Here is a 17,362-nt window from a genome sequence, read left to right on the forward strand (position 1 = left end):
TCTGGAGATGCAGCGCTTCGTCCCCGGCCAACGCCTTGTGGAAGCCGACCTCGCCGCCCAGTTCGGCGTCGGCCGCAACTCCGTGCGCGAAGCGCTGCAGCGGTTGGCGGCAGAAGGCATCGTCGAGTTGCTGCGCCACCGCGGCGCCGCGATCCGGTCGCTCAGCCCGCAGGACACCCTCGACGTGCTCGACGTTGCCGAACGGATCACCGGCCTCCTTGCCCGTTGCGCCGTACGCGGCAGCACAAACCCGGATTTCGCCGCGGCGCTGCGGCAGGCCATCCAGGATCTCGAAACGGCCGATGCCGCGCATGACACGGCCGGCTTTGCGTCAGCGCGGCGGCGCTTCTATCGGACCCTGCTGGAGATGAGCGGCAATCGGGAACTGCGGCGGCTGTTTCCGGCGATCCAGATGCCGATCGTTTACGCGCAGCATCGGCTGAGGTCGCTGCAGGCGCTGCGGCTGCGGGACTACGGGCGGATCGCAGACGCCGTGCTAGCAGGGGATACGGAAGAGGCGGATGCCGCCGGGGGGACGCATGTGCGGAATGTGAGGGAAGCCATCGAAGCCGAACAGGGCGCGGCGATCGCAGCCAAGGGGCGCCTCAGGCAATAGCACGCGCCGCCCGCCGGCTTGGAGGGGATGGGCCGAAGCACGGACTGCGCCGTCTTCATGGCGAGGATAGGCGCTGTCGTCCCGGCCTTGTCTCGGCTGCGGATTTCGGCTAAGGAACCGAGATCAGAGATCCGCTAGAGTTCTAGTGCCAGCAGGCTCTCCGTTCACCGTCTCATCCATCAAACTTAGGCCAACATTCGATGGACTCTCCATTTTCGCCGCATCAACAACTCGCTGATGCACTGCTACCGTTTGCCACGGAACACGCAAGCGACGGGTCTCACGACATTTCGCATCTTCGACGTGTATGGAAGAACGCGTCCGCTATATGGGCTGAGGAAGGAGGGGATGCCGAAATCCTGCTCGCCTCGACGCTGTTACACGATTGCGTGCCGGTCGAGAAAAATTCGCCGCTTCGATCACAGGCATCGCGGCTCTCCGCTGAGAAGGCAAGGCGCGTGCTAACGAGTTTGGGCTGGCAAGTCTCGCGGGCAGAACAAGCCGCGCATGCGATCGAATCGCACAGCTTTTCTGCCGGAATCAACCCTGCAACGTTAGAGGCAAGAATCCTGCAAGATGCCGACCGGCTCGACGCAATTGGGATGTTGGGTATCGCTCGATGCTTTTACGTTGCCGGTCGGATGGGAAGCGCTTTGTACGAGAGCCATGATCCGCACGGGCTCAGCCGGACACTGGACGATTCTCGATATGCACTCGATCACTTTCGCACGAAATTGCTGAAACTAGCATCAAACTTCCAAACGCCTGCCGGCGCTAGACTCGCAGCGCAGCGTCATGAACGGATGCTTGATTTTCTGCAGCAGTTCAGCGAGGAAATCTGATCCGCATCCGTTCAGGCCATACTCATTGAACCTGCCCAGACTCCATGATCAAGGTCTTCGGTTCCAGGTACGCGCTGATGCCCCATTTCCCCATCTCGCGTCCAAGCCCTGAATGCTTGAAGCCACCAAACGGTGCGCGCGGCTCGTGGGCAAGCGTGTTGACGAGCACGCGGCCTGCATCGATCTGCCGGGCCACGCGTTCGCAGCGCTCGATGTCCTTGCCAAGCACGATCGCACTCAGGCCGTAGTTCGTGTCATTGGCGATGGCAATGGCCTCGGCATCGTCGTGGTAAGGAATGATGGTGAGTACAGGCCCGAAGATTTCCTCGCGCGCAACGCGCATCCGGTTGTTCGCGTCGGTGAAGATGGTGGGCTTGACGAACCAGCCCGCGTGCAATCCATCGGGCCGCCCTTCGCCACCAGCCAGCAGCGCTGCGCCCTCTTCCACGCCGATGCGGATGTAGCTCTGCACACGTTCCCATTGCTTGGCGCTCACCATTGGGCCGATGTCGGTGTCGGCTTGGCGCGGATCGCCGGATTTGACGTGCAGAACCGCTTCCTTTGCGATCTCCTCGAACTCCGCAAGCCGATGCCGCGGCACCAGTATGCGGGTGCCTGCGATGCAGGCCTGCCCGCTGTTGAGGAATCCCGCCTGGAGCACTAGCGGCATGACATCAGCAAAGTCCGCGTCGTCGAGCACCACCGTGGGAGATTTGCCGCCCAGCTCCAGCGTGACGCGCTTCATGGTGGCGGCCCCAGCGCTCACCAGATGCTGACCCACCGCGGATGAGCCGGTGAACGAGATCTTGGCGATACCGGGATTGCGCACGATCTCTTCGCCGACCACGTCACCACGGCCATTGACGATGTTGAATACGCCGGGGGGCAGACCGGCCTCGTGCAGCGCCTCGGCCACGATCTGCGTTTGCATAGCACTCATCTCGCTGGGCTTGATGACGGCCGTGCATCCCGCTGCCAGTGCCGTTGCGAGCTTATTGCAGATGAATCCCGCATTGCTGTTCCAGGGCGTGATCAAGCCTGCGACGCCAATGGGCGTCATCACGACACGTGCGGCGCCAGCGCGCTCCTCGAACGCGAAGGACTCCAACGCGTTGATGGCCTGTGCAATGGTCTGGGCCGGATACTCCGCCATCCAGCGCGAGCGCGCGAACGGCGCGCCATACTCGGTCACGACGACCTGCATCAGTTCCTCCTCGCGCGCAGCGATGGCCCGGTGCATGCGCCGGAGCGCCGCAATGCGTTCCTCGCGCGTGGTGCGTGACCAGGCAGGAAACGCTGCCTGGGCCGCAGCGATGGCGCGCTTCGCGTCCAGTTCGTCGCCCAGGCGCACCTGGCCTATGACTTCTTCGGTGCTCGGGTTGTACAGATCAAACCATTCCTGGCCGTGCGGCGTGACGAACTCGCCGTTGATATAGATGTGCTCAATGCGCTGCATGTCGACTCCTTTTGCGTTACCGATGGCGCACAAGAAGAGGAAAGACCTCGCCTTGCGGCTGCGTGCAATGAAGTCTAGGAATACGCTACTGTTTTGATAAGCCGTCTTATGGCAGATGTTGTATCCCGAAAATCAGGACGATCTATGCACCGCACAGGAATGACCGAGCTTGAAGTGGTTCTGGCCGTTGCGCGCCGCAGCAGTTTTCGTGGAGCGGCGCTGGAGCTTGGCATGTCGACCACGGCGGTGAGCAGCGCCGTCGCCGGCCTGGAGGCGCGGCTGAAGGTGCGCCTTTTCAACCGCTCGACGCGCAGCGTGGCCCTGACCGATGCAGGCCAGCGCTACGTAGAGCGCATCGCGCCGGCACTTGCGGAAATCCAACGCGCCAACGAAGAGATCGCCACCGAACCTGACGCGCCCAGCGGCACGCTGCGAATCAACGTCCCGCAGGGGGTAGCCTCCTTGCTGCTGGCGCCGCTATTCCATCAGTACGCACAGCGCCACCCCCAGGTACGCATCGACATCGTGAGCGAGTCGCGCCTGATCGACATCGTCGCCGAGGGCTTCGATGCGGGCATCCGTCTTGCCGAATCCGTGCCGCAGGACATGATTGCCGTGCCGCTCTCCCGCGACCTTCGCATGCTCATCGTGGCAACGCCCGGCTACCTGAAGCGCAACGGCACGCCAAGGCATCCGCGCGATCTGCTCAAGCACCAGAGCATCGGCATGCGCATGTCGCACGGCGGCATCTATCACTGGGAACTGGAGCACAAAGGCCAGAAGCTGCAGATGGATTTGCCCGTGCGCATGGCCCTCAACGAACTGCTGGCCATCAAGCAGGCGGTGCTGCTCGGGCTCGGCATCGGCTTCATCTCGGAATGGTTTATCGAAGAAGAGCTGAAATCCGGCGCGTTGGTGCCCGTGCTCGCTCCCTGGTGCCAGCCGTTTGGCGGCCTCAGGCTTTACTACTCGGGCCACAGGTTCGTGCCCGCGCGGCTGCGCGCACTGGTCGAACTGATCCGCGAGCTACGTCTGGCTGATGGTCACCTGGCAGGAGTTCAGGCGGGATAGCCAGAGACTAATGCTGGTACCGATGTAGCTATCCGCAGCGAGCGTTCACCAACGAAGCGTGGCTTAAGTCGGACCAGATTTTCCCGCCGAAGTATGGGTGCCGAAACCAGAATGGTCGCCTCAGTACCTACTGAGAGGACGAGCAAGACCGTGGTGCAGTGGTGCAACGATGCGCAACCGCCTGCAAGGAGGACACGTTGATCCGGAAGCGAAAAAGGTGGCAATGCTTCTAGCGTCATGAGTACCGATGCAGCCCCAGGTTTCCGTGCGGTAGGCGCTACACTTAGGCTACCGCGCGGCGATCGGGCTACACCAGCCGGAATCCGGCGCCCCGGGTTTCAGCTTCCCCTACCCCAATGAGGAGTTGCGTCATGGCTACATCGACCAATCCGTTCACCGATTTCACAAAGTTGCTAGAACAGTACAAGCTCCCTGGCGTCGACATGGCGTCGGTGATCGAAGCGCGACGCAAGGATATCGACGCGATCACAGAGGCAAACAAGATTGCCTACGAAGGCATGCAGGCACTCGTACAGAAGCAGACCGAGATCTTGAGCAAGAGCATGCAGGAGATCCAGGCCGCAGCCCAGAAGCTGACCGCCGGCGGAGATCCTGCCGAGGCCATGGCAAAACAGGGCGAATTCGTACAGCACGGCCTGCAGACGGCGTTGAACAATATGCGCGAACTGGCGGAAATGGCACAGAAATCGCAAGCCGAGGCGCTGGCCGTGATCACCAAACGCGCGGAGGAGAGTATTGAAGAGGCAAAAAGCATGATGAAAGGAACGAGCAAGTAAGCGCAGTGGATGAGCCTGTTTGCCTTCTGTTCGGCTCACGGGCTCGCCGCTGCGTGCCTATCTCGCCATTAGCCTCGCACCACGCTCCGGAAGGCAGCTGAAAGCGCGGCAAGCGCATCACGGGGGCGACCGTCCTTGACCCTTGTGTGAAGCAGAATCGGCAGCCGCGGTAAGTCGGGAAGTCCGAGCTTGGGGCCTACCTCAACGGCACCAAATGGCAGCATCCGCGGAGCCAATGCGGCAACCCCGAGCCCGGCCATGACGGCCGCAGAAACCGCCGCCACGCCGCCACCAACGAAGACTTCTCTCCACGGCACTGCCGCCGCGTCGAGAAGCTTCCCGGCCATCGCACGCACACCACAGGGCTCGGCGAGCGTGGCAAGCGGCAGTGGCTCGTCTGCCCGATGCTGCCAGCCTGGCGCTGCGAACCAGCCAAGTTTCTCTTCGGCGAGAACCTTCCCGTCGCTCCGACCGACATGCAGGCGAACGATCACCGTGTCGAGTTCCCGCCGGTCAAAGCTCTGAAGCAGGTCACCCGACGATCCGATTCGGATTTCGATCAACAGCTCCGGGTCTTGCGCGTTCATACGCGCGATCAACGCGGGGAGTTCCGGCCCCGCAACATGATCACTGATGCCAATCGTGAGGCGCTGCCGGGCCCCGACAAATGCAGAGAGCGCGCGATCATGTACCTCCAGGAGTTCGCGGGCGTGCTCAAGGAAGGCTGCGCCCCGCGCCGAAAGCTCCACGTATCGTGGCGTTCGCTCAACGAGCCGGAAACCGAGCCTTTCTTCTAGGCGCTTCAGTTTCAAGCTGACTGCGGCTTGCGTCGTTTGCATGGCTTCAGCAGCATGCGTAAAGCTGCCAAGCTCGGCGATGCGGACAAAGGCCTTGACGGCATCCAGGTCGAGGGGGCGCTCAGTCATTTCAAACGCTTATCATTGAAATAAACATACATATCCGAAAAGAATAGTTAGTATGAAGCGAGACAACAAGGGGAGGACCCACCATGCCACTCGCTCATATCTCATTGCGCACCGGAAAGACGGAAGCCTATCGACAGGCAATCTTCGACGGCGTTTACCGTGCGCTGCGCGAAACGTTCAACGTTCCTGAAGACGACCAGTTCATGGCCATGACTGAGCATGAAGCTGCGAACTTCCGCTACGGCGCGACTTATCTTGACGTCGCTCGGAGCGACGACCTCGTGTTTATCCAGATCATCGCGAGCAACACTCGCACCGTCGAGCAGAAGAAGGCACTGTTCCGGCGGATCGCGGAGCTACTCGGCGAAAGCCCCGGTATCCGGCCAGAGGACGTGTTCGTGAGCCTTGTAGAGGTCGCGAAAGAGAATTGGTCCCTCGGGCATGGCCTCGCGCAATACGCTTGAGGCAAAGCTACGGTCGTCACGCGAGGGACGCACTAACTAAACCCATCCAATGACGAAGCGACCCTACCAAGGCATTGATCACGTTGTACTTCGCGTCGCCGATGCAGAGAGCTTGTATGCGGTGCTCAGCGGACCGCTAGGTCTCCCTGTGACGTGGCCTCTCGAGCGCGCTTCCTTTGCGACCTTCGGTTGGATTGGCGTCGGAAACACGAACCTCGAAATCTGGGCGGCTGCCAGTAACTCGGATTTGCCAACAGATTGCCCATTCCCACTCGTGCATGGATTCGCACTCGCACCCGATGACCTTTCCATAAGTCTGGCTCACTTGGATTCCAAAGGAATCCGTTGCAAGGAGCCGCGCGTGTTCCGGTCCAACGACGCACATGGACAACTGATCGCCAACTTTACCAACTCAGTAGTCCTCGACGTTTCGACCAATTCATGTTGCGTTTTCTTCTGCGAATGGGACCGCGACGCACCAATCGTCCCGTGGGAAAGAGGCCAGGCAACGCGCAGCCGCCGAACCAAGGAGCGAGCGGAGATGAATGCACGCGACGGAGGGCCTCTTGGCTTGCTCGGCTTGAGTGAGATAACGCTCACCGCACGGAATGTGGTATCAGCCACGGAAAAATGGCAAAAGCTATCCGAGTCGGGTGGTGACGCCATAGCATTGACGGAGGACGTGAACTTGCGGCTGCTCACGGGCACGCAAGACGTTATCCAGTCATTGACGTTTGCTGTGCGCGACTTGAGCACTGCAACCACTTTCCTTGCGGACCGGAATCTTCTTGAAACGTCCGACGCTGGCGAGGTTCTACTGTCGTTAAAGGCTAGTGGAGGGTTGAGGTTGCTGTTCGTGGAGCATACAGCGACTTAGCTGGTGAGCGTCGCTGCCCGCCCTGCCACCACCGCACCTGCATTGATGCCGCGACGGCATTCGGCCCCACCGTCCCAACCGCCGCGGCAAACCCTTGCGTTATAGTCCACGTACTCGAAACGCTCTGACCCTTGCCTAATGTTCTCCGCAGCAATCTTCGACATGGACGGCCTGTTGATCGACTCCGAACGCACGATCATGGAAACATGGCTGTCGGTCGCGCGTGACTTCGGCATCGACATCCCGCACGCAAGCTACCTGGAGATCGTCGGCCGGGCGGCACCGGAGTGCTTCGCCATGCTGACGACGATGCTCGGCAGCGAATCCATCTTCCGGGAGGCGCAGGCGCACGTGCGGCAGCGCTTGCACGCGCCCACGGACGAGCCGCTGTTTCCCCTCAAGCCGGGCGTGCACACCCTGCTGACCACATTGTCCGAGGCAGGCATTCCCTGCGCGGTGGCGTCGTCGTCGAGCCGGCAGGAGATCGAATTCCGCCTGGGTGAAGTCGGCGTGCTCGATTTCTTCGGCGCGATTGCCGGCGGCAATGAAGTGGCACGCGGCAAGCCGGATCCGGCCGTCTATCAGCTCGCCGCGAGCCGGCTGCAGATGCCGCCCGTGGCATGCCTGGCCTTCGAGGACAGCGAGAACGGCGCGCGCGCCGCCGATCGCGCGGGGATGCGGGTCATCACCGTGCCGGACCTGAAGGTGCCGACAGCGGAAATTGCGGGAATGAGTTTCCGCATGCTGGAGCGGCTGGACGAGGCGGTGGAACATGTACCGGCGTGGTTTGGCGTGAGAACGGCCTGAGCCGTCCGCACGCCCCCGCGGCGCGCCATTTCTGCGAGGCGGCTTCGCGGGTTCTGGCCGCCGCAGCGTGGAGGGCGTAGTCAGACCCGAGGCATCTGCGCCGCCGTGGACAGCACACGGACGGGCACCGGGTTATCGCGCCCTCGCAGGCGTGCGGCAAGGTTCGGCAGGCCTGCGGCTGAAACGCCGGCATGCTGGAAGACCTGCTCCGAGACGATCGCCTCACAAGCGATCTCTTTTGTTAACTCCTCAAGTCTCGAGGCCACGTTCAACGGATCACCTATCGCAGTGAACGTGACATGCTCGCGAAAACCAATCTCACCCATTACCGCCCGGCCGCAATGCAATCCAATGCCAAACCGGATTTGCGTTTGCACCTGCTGCTTAAGCGCGGCGTTGAGTTCGTCAATATTGGCTGCCACCAGTGGCACCGCTCTGAGCGCCTGACGACAAGCGGTGGATGGCTCGCTGCTCAAGCCAAAGATCGCGAGCACTGCATCCCCCAGGAACTGGTTGGGCAGGCCGCCCGCCTGGACCACCGCGGAGCTGACCGCACTCAGGAAGCGACTGACAACGAATAGGCTGTCGAACGGCAGTTGTGCCGCCGCAAGCTTTGTGGAATCCCGCATATCCACGAACATGAACGCCGCGAATCGCTCTTGCGGCATGACGTCCCGCTGGCGCCGATGCAAGAAGGCCGCGGATGCTGCCGGCGGCACCAATGGCCACACGGAGAGATCATGGGTCGGCCGCAACTGGCAGGCGAGGCGAACTGTCTGCGAATCAGCCCCCAGCCGCTCCAGAACGCGCCGCTCCGCCTCGGCAGGCGCGGGCAGTGGCGCGTCGCTGAGCACGCGCACCCGGCACAACGTGCATCGGGCGCGGCCACCGCAACTGCTGGCATGAGGAACGCCGGCCATGCGGCTAGCCTCGAGCACCGAAAACCCAAGCGGTGCGTATGCCGTTCGCCCGTCCGGATACAGAACACAGAACCGCCCGGCCCGGCGCTCACGCACCGTGCGCACCAGCCGCGCGGTGAGCACCAGCAGCAGCGCACCACCATCGAAGAGCAAGAAGTCGTTGCGCAACTCGGCGAGCCAGAGATTTTGCAATCCCGTTCCGATGATCGCCGGCCGGGTCGCCTCGGCGCGCCAGACGGGATCCTGCGCGAGCGCGATCACTTCCCGTCCTCCCTGCACGAAGCCTAGCAGCGCAAGCACCGGGAGCAGCACGGCGACGCTCAGCAGCACGCTGCGCCACGCCCCGAACCACGGTTTCAATCGCAACCAGAACCAGATGCCGTAACACCCATGCAGCCAGGCGACCACCAACAGCATAAGCTGTACTCGACTGAAGAACGGTGAATCGATCCAGAACGAGTACAGCAACTGCGCGTACCCCTTGTTCAGGCCGAACTCGGCAAGGGCGACACGCGTATTCACAACATGGTTGGCTAGCAGCGGCGGTATGCACAAGCCGAGGACGAGCTGCGCCATCTCGCCCGGAGTCCAGTGCACCGAGCGCCGTTCGTACAGAGCCCACAGGCCCAGGAAGAAATGCGTCGCCAGCGCGCTGTACAGCACGACCGTTCCAAGCCATCCCTGCCAGATGAACTTCTGCACAAGCAGAACACGCTCCAGCCATACGAGCGAGATATTCCCCAACGAGTGATTCAGGAGGTGCGTGGCTACGTAGGTGAACAGCACCAGTCCGGTGGCCAGCCGGACCGATCGCACCCCCGTTGGCCGCAACCTTTGCAGGTAGGGATAGAGTGACATGCTCTACTCTCCATGCTCTCGATGAGCCGGCTGTTGCCTGCCGCGTGCCTACGCTGCGGCATCACCTTCTGCCATGCGCGCGTCGGCTGGCGCCTGCGGCTCTGGCAGCGGCTTAGCTGTGCGCGCCATCGGTGAAAGGATCGCGCCGATCCGTGACATTTGCGCCGTCTGAATAGACATCATACTTTCCTATTTTCGCGCCATCGGTGTAGGGATCGCGCGGCCCATTGATATGGGTTTTACTGTCTGAGGTTACGGCATCGGTGGGGACGTTGGACGCATGGGCCAGGGCTGCGAACGATGCCAATGCAGCGACAGCGGCCGAAATCAGGATTTTCATGATGATCTCCAAATGCAGTAGGAATGGCTGCCAAAGCGCATGGCCGTGAAGGCCACGCTTGGGCACGCATCGCGTGCCGGTTTCCGGGATATCGATCCTTCCCGGGAACTGGTCCGTCGTGCACTTGTAGAACTGCGCAGACACCAGTCTCTATTCCCGCTCCCGGGGCATAGATGCAGCGGGGCCCAGCGTTAAGCCACTGTGCGCTCATCATCCTGAGGGTCCGCCCGGAGGGCTGTTCTGCCTGCCAAAGGTACGCTGCCCCCATGCGCACAGTCGCCTTTCAAAAGGCCGGCGCCGCCGTCAACAGGCGCGCGCGGCACTTACCGTGCCGAAGCAGCACGGGATCCATTTCCGGCGACGATTTCGCTAATAGAACCTGCGTGCGCATCCTGCGCCCTAGCCGCCGCAGCGCTGCGCTTACGGTGGAACAGAACGGATGGCCCGGCAGTCTTGCTCTTGAACCCAAACGGGAGGCCCGTCGGATGGTCTGGCGATCTACCTCTCGAACCTGACTCGTGAGGGCAATATGTCGTCAGATCTCCCATCCGATCCGTCGCGCCGCGGCGCATTGAAGTGCCTCGCTTTCGGTGGTGCGGGCACTGTGTTTGTCCTGGCCGGCGGTGTGCTCGCGCCGGTGGAATTGGCCCTTGCCGCTTCGGCAAAAGGTCCGTCGGTTGCCGCAGGGGTCCCTCTTTTCCTGCAGATCAGCGACACACATATTGGCTTCAACAAGGAAGCCAATCCCGACGTCGCAGGCACGCTCAAGCAGACCATTGACTTCGTCAACGCCATGCCGATCAAGCCGGCGCTGACGATTCACACAGGTGACATTACACATCTTTCCAAGGCGGAGGAGTTCGACCGCGCGGCGCAATTGATGTCAGGGCTAAGCATCTCCGAGTTGCATACCGTGCCCGGCGAGCATGATGTGACCGATGGGTCTGGGACGGAATACTTCAGCCGTTTCGGTCAAGCCTCCGGCAACAAGGGCTACTACAGCTTCGACCACAGTGGCGTCCACTTTATCGGCCTGGTCAACGTGATGCATTTCAAGCCGAACGGCTTGGGGAGCTTGGGCGACGACCAACTCGCCTGGCTGAAAGCCGATCTGACGGGCCGCTCGTCCAGCACGCCGATCGTCGTCTTCGCGCACATGCCAATGTGGACGATCTACCAACCGTGGGGTTGGGGCACCGGCGATGCCGGCGAGGCAATGAGCTATCTGCAGCGCTTCGGTTCGGTCACTGTCCTGAACGGCCATATCCACCAGATCGTGTCGAAGGTGGAAGGCAATATCACCTTTCATACGGCGCGCTCGACGGCCTATCCGCAACCTGTGGCAGGCAATGGACCTGGGCCCATGCCCCTGACAGTACCGAGCGATCAGCTTCCCAGGATGCTTGGCGTGACCAGCATCAAGATCATGCGCCACCCGCTCGCCGCGATACTCGCCGATACCACGCTCGCCTGAATTGCCAGGCACCGCTCACCGATCAGGAGCCAAATCATGCTAACGACTATCCTTCGCCGCGCCTTCGCCGTCCCCCTCGGGGTCGGGATACTGATGGCGGCATCGGCTTTCGAGTTCTCCATCGCGCATGCGCAAGAGGCCAATGTCGTCGTTGTGAAGAATTTCACGTTCTCGCCGATGTCACTCACGATCAAGGCCGGCTCCACCGTGACCTGGAAAAACCTCGATAGCGAACCGCACACGGTTGTCAACGACGCCGGCCTGTTCCGCTCCAGCGCGCTCGATCAGAACGACATCTACAAGTTCAGGTTCGATAAACCGGGTGTCTACAGAATCTTCTGCGGCATACACCCGAATATGAAGGCGACAATCACCGTCCAGTAGATGCGCACGATTTCTTCGGCGCGATTGCCGGTGGCAACGAAGTGGCGCGCGGCAAGCCAGAGCCGGCTGCAGATGCCGCCCGGGGCAAGCCGACCTCGCGGCGTACGGCTTGCCGGCCTCGGACAGGGCCAGCCGGCATATGGACCGGACGGGTCGCGCACAATCGCACCGACCCAAATTCTCCGCTTATCGCATGAATGCAAGAAACTGCTCGATCAACAGGATTAAAGCGATGGCGATCATAGCCACCCCGGAAAACTGGCTGATCGAGCGAGCTACCTTCGGTCGGGTGCGCAAGACGATCTTCGACCCCAGGCCGACAATCGAATAGACCAAGGCACAGTTGACGATCTGCACGAGGCCCAACACCCCAATCTGCGCGGAGATCGACCATGCACCGCTGCGACTGGTGAATTGCGGCAGCAAAGCCAGGAACAGCATCAGCGCCTTGGGGTTCACGCCGCTAACCGTAAAACCGCGAACAAGCCATCCCATGGTGCTCGATGCCTGCTCATCACCGATCGTCGGCGCGGAAGGATGGGCAAGTACGTTGACGCCAAGCCAAAGCAGATAGCCCGCCCCAAGGACAGTCAGCACGGTAAGGATTGCCGGGACACTCGCGACGAGAGCCCCAACGCCCGCCGCGACCACCGCGGTCAGCATCAGATAGCCGAGCAGGATGCCCCCGATTGCTGGCGCAATCGCCTTCTCGCGCATCCCTGCCGATATTGCATATGCCCAGTCTGCGCCCGGAACCATTACTAACGAAATAGAGACAAGCCAAAAGGCCGTCAACATATTGAGCGCCAAAGCCGCGATTCCTTACTAATGAGCACCATTGCTCGGAGCGGAATGTTACGGCGTCGTCACTGGAAGGTGCTCCCTATTTCTTGCCTACGAGCACCACCACGAGGTAGTATCTTGCGCATGGATGCCATTGACCGCAAGATTCTTGCTGAACTACAGAAGGACGGACGACTTTCCGTCACGGAACTTGGCGAGCGCATCGGGCTTAGCCTCTCGCCCTGCCATCGAAGGGTTCGGGCGTTGGAGCAAGCGGGGGTGATTAACAACTATCGAGCCAATATCGACCCCGCCGCAGTCGGCCTGAACTTTTCGGCGATTGTTTTTGTGACGCTGCGCGAGGGGAGCAGTGACAGTGTCCAGTCATTTGAAAGCGCATTGCTGGACGTGCCGGAGGTCATCCGCGCAGAGCGCCTGTTCGGTGACCCCGATTACATGCTGTACGTTGTCACGCGGGATCTGAAAGCGTTCCAGGCGCTCTACGACCGGCACCTATCGTCGCTGCCCAGCGTGCTGCGGTTGAAGTCCACCCTTGTAATGAAGAGCATCTTTGAGAATCGGCCGCTCCCTCTGTAAACGAATGGCCATGATCACCTTGGCGTTCACGAACGGTTCCAGGTTGTGATTACATCCCTCAAACTGATCCATCCTCCTTTTCGAGCCGTGCACGTATCGCCAGCAGAGCTTTGCGCTTCTCCGCGTCTGCTTCCGGGTAACGAACCTTCAGGTCTTCGAGCGTGTCGAGGACGATCTGCGACACGATTAGCCGAGCGTTGTCCTTGTCGTCTGCCGGCACGACATACCATGGCGCAAGCTCCGTGCTGGTGGCATGAAGGCATCGTTCATAAGCGTCCATGTACTGAGGCCAGAAGTTCCGTTCCTCGATATCCGCGGCACTGAGCTTCCAGTTCTTGGCCGGATCGTCGATACGATCGAGAAATCGCTTGCGCTGCTCTTCCTTTGAAAGATGAAGAAAGAACTTAACGATGCGCGTGTCATTACGACTGAGATGATTCTCGAATTCAACAATCGAACGGTATCGACCATCCCAGAGCGCCTCCCCTGAACCTGCCGCGCCCGATAGGCCCTCTGCCTGCAAGAGTTCCGGATGCACGCGCAGGATCAGTACTTCCTCGTAATAGGAACGATTGAATATTCCGATCTTTCCCCGCTCCGGCAAGTCGCGCGCGGTACGCCACAAGAAGTCATGTTGAAGCTCTGCCGCGCTCGGATGCTTGAAGCTGTAAACCTGGCATCCCTGTGGGTTGACGCCTGACATGACATGCTTGATCGCGCCATCCTTGCCAGCCGCATCCATCGCCTGAAAGATGAACAGCACGGCAAAGCGGTTGTCAGCGTATAGACGGTTCTGCTGTTCGCTAAGCCGCTCGACGTGTTCAGCGAGTATTTTGCGATACCGATCTTTCGATTCATAGACAGGATCGACGCGCGTGGGCCTGTGCGCGAGTGGCACGGCGTGACCCGCGCGCACCCTGAATTTATTCGTGTCGATCCTCATGACGAACCTCCTGATGATTCATGGCTTGTGCCAGCCAGCATAGGCGACAAGGGATGACCACGACATAGCAGACATTGGGCGAATGGCTTTCTCAACACAATGCGGTTTGAGATCCGGGCACAGGCCGGCGATCTGATGAGGAGGACTGACCAAGCGAACGACCGGCGAGTTGGAAGACGCTGGATGATGCCGGCGCATTTACTAGTATTTCAGGATGCAGCCATCCACCCGGATGGAATGCAATTGCAGTAGCCCTGCGGCAGCCTTGTCATGAACAACTCGAAGCGGAGGCGATTATGTACAGCAGAGCACTTCGCGGTGTTGCAGTCATTGCATTTGGTATGGCGAACTGAACGCGTAACCTTCCGCCAATAGGCTTCCCGATGACCCTCGGCGAAGCGTGGGTCGGATTCCTTAGTCTCAGATTTCAAGGCACTGCGGCGAATCCATCCACGACGAGAACAGGAGGGAGCATGTCGTGGCGTATTGATGGCCCGGGTCGCGATTGTCCGCCGTACGCGCGGTGGAAACTTTTTCTCCCGATCGCGGCGCTCATTGCGATGCCCATCCTCGCGCAGCCCCCGGCGCAGGCCCAGACGCCGCAGCAATCGGCCGCCGTGCCGGCCTTCAACATTGTCGGCGCCGATGTGCAACGACGCGCCAACGGCGTCCTTTCCATCATGGCGTATTCCGCTGTGCCGGACCTGACCTCAAGCTCACTGTCCATCAGCAATGCGCAATCCGGCAACCCAGGAGTCGTGTTGTCGCAACTGACCGGCGGCTTCACCGTCAGTGAGTCGTTTCCGCTCTACCTGGAAGGCTCGATCGCCTACAGCTACTACGATCCCCAGTTCTTCGCCACGAATGGCACTGAGTCGCTTTCGGTGCCGACCAGTTGGAATACGGTCTCGGGCACGGGTGGCATCGGCTGGGATTTTCCACTGACCGCCGACAGGGAACTGGTGTTCCGTCCCATCTTCAATTTCTCGCTGGGCTCCGTATCCAGTGATCTCAACGGTGCAAGATCTGACATAGGTGGAATTGCCGGGCGGGTCATCGACTTCCTCGAGCATGGCACGCTGAACGCATGGGGGGTGGGCGGTTCCTTGGTGCTGGATTGGCAGCATTACCACGACAGCTACGAAGCCGACCTGAGCCTGCGCTATACGAACATCTACCTGCAAAGCTTTGGCGGCTCTTCCCCAGCTGTGCAAGGCTCGGCATCAGCGCAGGCGGCCAATCTATATGCACGCTGGCGCGCGCCAACGGGCCTGGTCGCTCTGGACCGGCCGGTCCGCTACGTACTTGAGCTCTCTCATTCCCAATACCTGGGCAGCGAGGCGGGCGTGCTGGGTTTCAGTCGCCTGACCTCGCTCGGGGTCGGCCTGGAACTGGACACGAGCGCCCATGAGGTCTTTGTCTCGCGCGTCCGTGCAGTCGTCCGCTACGTTTTCGGCAATAACGTGTCGGGTGCTTCATTGGGGCTGGCCGCCAGCTTTTGATCTAGAGTTGGCTTAAACCCTGTGCCCAGTGAATCTGGCAAACACCATCGTTCGCAATCAGGCGGCTTGCATCCCGTGACGCGAGCCGCCTTCCCGATCGCCTCAGTCTAGCGCACGGTCCTTCGACTCCACGTTGACGGCGCCAATGGCAAACGCACCGAGGACCAGCATAGTGGAAATCATCGCGAGAGCCAGGGTGAAATGCGTTGCCATCACCGGCGCAATAATCGCGGGCGCAAAGAGTCCACCGAAACGCGCCACGGCGCCGGCCGTGCCCATGCCGGTCGCCCTCAGGTCCGTCGGATAGACCTCGGGGGTGAAGGCGTACAGTGCGCCCCATGTGCCAAGCAGCGAGAAGCTCATGAGCAGTGTCGAGCCGACCACGACAGTGGGGGAAGTTCCGAAGCTATAAAGCATGCAGCCGGCTGCGCTGAGCAGGAGGAATCCAATCAGCGTGGGCTTGCGGCCCCAGCGCTCAACGCCATAAGCCGACAATGCGAATCCGGGAAGCTGAACGATAGCCAGGACGACCAGGAACACTTGCCCTCGCATGAAGGCGAAGCCTTCTGCGCTGAGCTTGATCGGCAGGTATACGAACACGCCATAGTATGCGATCGAGATCAGCGCCCATGCAGCCAGCAAGGCAATGCTGCGACGGCGGAAGCTTCCGGAAAACAGCGCAAAGACAGACTTCGGCTCGACGACTTCAGATTGCAGGGCCGGGATTTCCACATTCCTGCCGTTCACTTTCGCCACGCGCGCGAGCACTTTGCGCGCCTCGTCCGACTTCCCGCTTCGGTTCAGGAACATCGGCGACTCCGGAATATAGAAACGCAGGACGACGCCAATCAGCGCGGGAATCCCCGTAACGAGGAAGATGACCCGCCAAGCCTGATCCCCATAAGACAGTGCTGCCAGCGCAAGGAGTGCAAGGCAGATGGTCCCGACAGCCCAGAAGGACTCCAGCAGGACCAGCCAGCGGCCGCGACGATCACTGGGCAGGAATTCCGCCATCATGGTGTAGTCGACAGGCAGCGTGCCCCCAACGCCGATCCCGGTCAGGAAGCGCAGTGCAAGCAGCCAGGTCAACTCCGGCGCGAAGGCGGACGCTACGCCGCAAAGCGCATCGATGACCACGGCCATCATCAGGACTGGCCGCCGGCCGATGCGGTCAGCCAGGCGCCCGAAGACGAATGCACCGATCAGCATGCCCACGAAGAAGAATGTGCCTGTTTGCAGAGCCTGGGGCACTGTGATGCCGAATGTCTTGGCGATCGAGGGCGCGCTGAAGCCAATGGACAGCACCTGCATGGCGTCAGCCAGCCACACCAGGCCAAAGATGACGAAGAGGCGGTATTGGAACTTCCCGACACCCGCTGCTCGGATGCCGCTTTCAAGAGACACTTGCGCAGGCGAGGCGTTGCGGGAGATCGGATCGGAACGCTCGCCGAGGACCGGATGAGCGCCAACGACTGCGATGGGTGGGGTGATGGACATGGGGCTTCTCCTCACAAGGTCTCGACCGGCACGAACGAAAGGTCGCGAACGACGGCTGCGCGCGTCCGGCCGTGCTGCAGTTCCGTGCTGGGAAACAGCTTCCACGTGACCTTGCGATACGCTGCAGGTGTCGCGGCCGCCACGGGGCGCAGGGCAGCCGCACTGTCTTGATACGGGGATTGCATTGTCTCTCCTTTTGGCGTGTCCG

The 17,362-nt window shown here is 61.0% G+C and carries 19 protein-coding genes; 11 read left to right on the plus strand and 8 right to left on the minus strand.

The window, feature by feature from the left end; all coding sequences use genetic code 11:
- The first annotated feature begins 7 nt into the window (after positions 1 to 7).
- Positions 8 to 616 carry a GntR family transcriptional regulator gene (locus AC1Z3O_RS32630; protein ID WP_483522117.1) on the plus strand — a complete coding sequence of 203 codons (609 nt, stop codon included), beginning with the start codon at positions 8 to 10 and terminating at the stop codon, positions 614 to 616.
- Between the two features lie 200 nt (positions 617 to 816).
- The gene (locus AC1Z3O_RS32635) at positions 817 to 1,458 is read left to right on the plus strand and encodes an HD domain-containing protein (RefSeq protein ID WP_483521116.1); all 642 of its coding nucleotides are present in this window, start codon (positions 817 to 819) and stop codon (positions 1,456 to 1,458) included.
- Between the two features lie 22 nt (positions 1,459 to 1,480).
- Here AC1Z3O_RS32635 and AC1Z3O_RS32640 read toward each other — a convergent pair whose 3' ends face one another.
- Positions 1,481 to 2,914: an aldehyde dehydrogenase family protein gene (locus AC1Z3O_RS32640; RefSeq protein ID WP_483521117.1), complete on the minus strand. Its 1,434-nt coding sequence runs from the start codon at positions 2,912 to 2,914 to the stop codon at positions 1,481 to 1,483.
- Positions 2,915 to 3,073: 159 nt separating this feature from the next.
- Here AC1Z3O_RS32640 and AC1Z3O_RS32645 point away from each other — a divergent pair, with 159 nt between their 5' ends.
- Both AC1Z3O_RS32645 and AC1Z3O_RS32650 read left to right on the plus strand, forming a co-directional pair.
- A complete protein-coding gene (locus tag AC1Z3O_RS32645) occupies positions 3,074 to 3,985 on the plus strand; it encodes a LysR family transcriptional regulator (RefSeq protein ID WP_483521118.1) in 912 nt (303 codons plus the stop codon).
- A 371-nt stretch (positions 3,986 to 4,356) separates the two neighbouring features.
- Complete coding sequence (locus AC1Z3O_RS32650) at positions 4,357 to 4,782, plus strand: phasin family protein (protein WP_483521119.1); 426 nt, start codon at positions 4,357 to 4,359, stop codon at positions 4,780 to 4,782.
- Between the two features lie 68 nt (positions 4,783 to 4,850).
- Here the strand turns inward: AC1Z3O_RS32650 and AC1Z3O_RS32655 are convergent, their stop codons facing one another.
- Positions 4,851 to 5,708: a LysR family transcriptional regulator gene (locus tag AC1Z3O_RS32655; RefSeq protein WP_483521121.1), complete on the minus strand. Its 858-nt coding sequence runs from the start codon at positions 5,706 to 5,708 to the stop codon at positions 4,851 to 4,853.
- Positions 5,709 to 5,791: 83 nt separating this feature from the next.
- Here AC1Z3O_RS32655 and AC1Z3O_RS32660 point away from each other — a divergent pair, with 83 nt between their 5' ends.
- The 3 genes from AC1Z3O_RS32660 to AC1Z3O_RS32670 all read left to right on the plus strand — a co-directional run bounded on the left by AC1Z3O_RS32660 (position 5,792) and on the right by AC1Z3O_RS32670 (position 7,856).
- Positions 5,792 to 6,172 carry a tautomerase family protein gene (locus AC1Z3O_RS32660; RefSeq protein WP_483521123.1) on the plus strand — a complete coding sequence of 127 codons (381 nt, stop codon included), beginning with the start codon at positions 5,792 to 5,794 and terminating at the stop codon, positions 6,170 to 6,172.
- Between the two features lie 361 nt (positions 6,173 to 6,533).
- Positions 6,534 to 7,049 (plus strand): hypothetical protein, encoded by a 516-nt coding sequence (locus tag AC1Z3O_RS32665; RefSeq protein WP_483521125.1) that lies wholly within the window; start codon positions 6,534 to 6,536, stop codon positions 7,047 to 7,049.
- A 138-nt stretch (positions 7,050 to 7,187) separates the two neighbouring features.
- Entirely contained in the window at positions 7,188 to 7,856 is a 669-nt protein-coding gene (locus AC1Z3O_RS32670; protein WP_483521127.1) for an HAD family hydrolase, read from the plus strand.
- An 80-nt stretch (positions 7,857 to 7,936) separates the two neighbouring features.
- Here the strand turns inward: AC1Z3O_RS32670 and AC1Z3O_RS32675 are convergent, their stop codons facing one another.
- Positions 7,937 to 9,634, minus strand: coding sequence for an adenylate/guanylate cyclase domain-containing protein (locus AC1Z3O_RS32675; RefSeq protein ID WP_483521128.1), 1,698 nt, complete (start codon positions 9,632 to 9,634; stop codon positions 7,937 to 7,939).
- A gap of 112 nt (positions 9,635 to 9,746) precedes the next feature.
- The gene (locus tag AC1Z3O_RS32680; RefSeq protein WP_483521130.1) at positions 9,747 to 9,974 is read right to left on the minus strand and encodes a hypothetical protein; all 228 of its coding nucleotides are present in this window, start codon (positions 9,972 to 9,974) and stop codon (positions 9,747 to 9,749) included.
- A 529-nt stretch (positions 9,975 to 10,503) separates the two neighbouring features.
- Here AC1Z3O_RS32680 and AC1Z3O_RS32685 point away from each other — a divergent pair.
- Together AC1Z3O_RS32685 and AC1Z3O_RS32690 are read left to right on the plus strand one after the other, a co-directional pair.
- On the plus strand, positions 10,504 to 11,448 hold the full coding sequence (locus AC1Z3O_RS32685) for a metallophosphoesterase family protein (protein WP_483521132.1): 945 nt from the start codon (positions 10,504 to 10,506) through the stop codon (positions 11,446 to 11,448).
- Positions 11,449 to 11,484: 36 nt separating this feature from the next.
- On the plus strand, positions 11,485 to 11,832 hold the full coding sequence (locus tag AC1Z3O_RS32690) for a cupredoxin domain-containing protein (RefSeq protein ID WP_483521134.1): 348 nt from the start codon (positions 11,485 to 11,487) through the stop codon (positions 11,830 to 11,832).
- Positions 11,833 to 12,018: 186 nt separating this feature from the next.
- On the opposite strand, the gene AC1Z3O_RS32695 is transcribed toward AC1Z3O_RS32690, so the two are convergent.
- Positions 12,019 to 12,651 carry a LysE family translocator gene (locus tag AC1Z3O_RS32695; RefSeq protein ID WP_483522118.1) on the minus strand — a complete coding sequence of 211 codons (633 nt, stop codon included), beginning with the start codon at positions 12,649 to 12,651 and terminating at the stop codon, positions 12,019 to 12,021.
- Positions 12,652 to 12,759: 108 nt separating this feature from the next.
- Between AC1Z3O_RS32695 and AC1Z3O_RS32700 the strand changes: the two genes are divergently transcribed.
- Positions 12,760 to 13,212: an Lrp/AsnC family transcriptional regulator gene (locus tag AC1Z3O_RS32700; RefSeq protein ID WP_483521136.1), complete on the plus strand. Its 453-nt coding sequence runs from the start codon at positions 12,760 to 12,762 to the stop codon at positions 13,210 to 13,212.
- A 58-nt stretch (positions 13,213 to 13,270) separates the two neighbouring features.
- Here the strand turns inward: AC1Z3O_RS32700 and AC1Z3O_RS32705 are convergent, their stop codons facing one another.
- A complete protein-coding gene (locus tag AC1Z3O_RS32705; RefSeq protein WP_483521138.1) occupies positions 13,271 to 14,155 on the minus strand; it encodes an ADP-polyphosphate phosphotransferase in 885 nt (294 codons plus the stop codon).
- Between the two features lie 473 nt (positions 14,156 to 14,628).
- On the opposite strand from AC1Z3O_RS32705, the gene AC1Z3O_RS32710 reads away from it, so the two are divergent.
- Positions 14,629 to 15,657: a hypothetical protein gene (locus AC1Z3O_RS32710; RefSeq protein ID WP_483521140.1), complete on the plus strand. Its 1,029-nt coding sequence runs from the start codon at positions 14,629 to 14,631 to the stop codon at positions 15,655 to 15,657.
- Between the two features lie 102 nt (positions 15,658 to 15,759).
- Here AC1Z3O_RS32710 and AC1Z3O_RS32715 read toward each other — a convergent pair whose 3' ends face one another.
- Both AC1Z3O_RS32715 and AC1Z3O_RS32720 read right to left on the minus strand, forming a co-directional pair.
- Entirely contained in the window at positions 15,760 to 17,154 is a 1,395-nt protein-coding gene (locus AC1Z3O_RS32715; RefSeq protein ID WP_483521142.1) for an MFS transporter, read from the minus strand.
- Between the two features lie 11 nt (positions 17,155 to 17,165).
- Positions 17,166 to 17,339 carry a hypothetical protein gene (locus tag AC1Z3O_RS32720; RefSeq protein WP_483521144.1) on the minus strand — a complete coding sequence of 58 codons (174 nt, stop codon included), beginning with the start codon at positions 17,337 to 17,339 and terminating at the stop codon, positions 17,166 to 17,168.
- Positions 17,340 to 17,362: the final 23 nt, after the last annotated feature.

Source organism: Cupriavidus sp. 09_S30, from assembly GCF_056930435.1.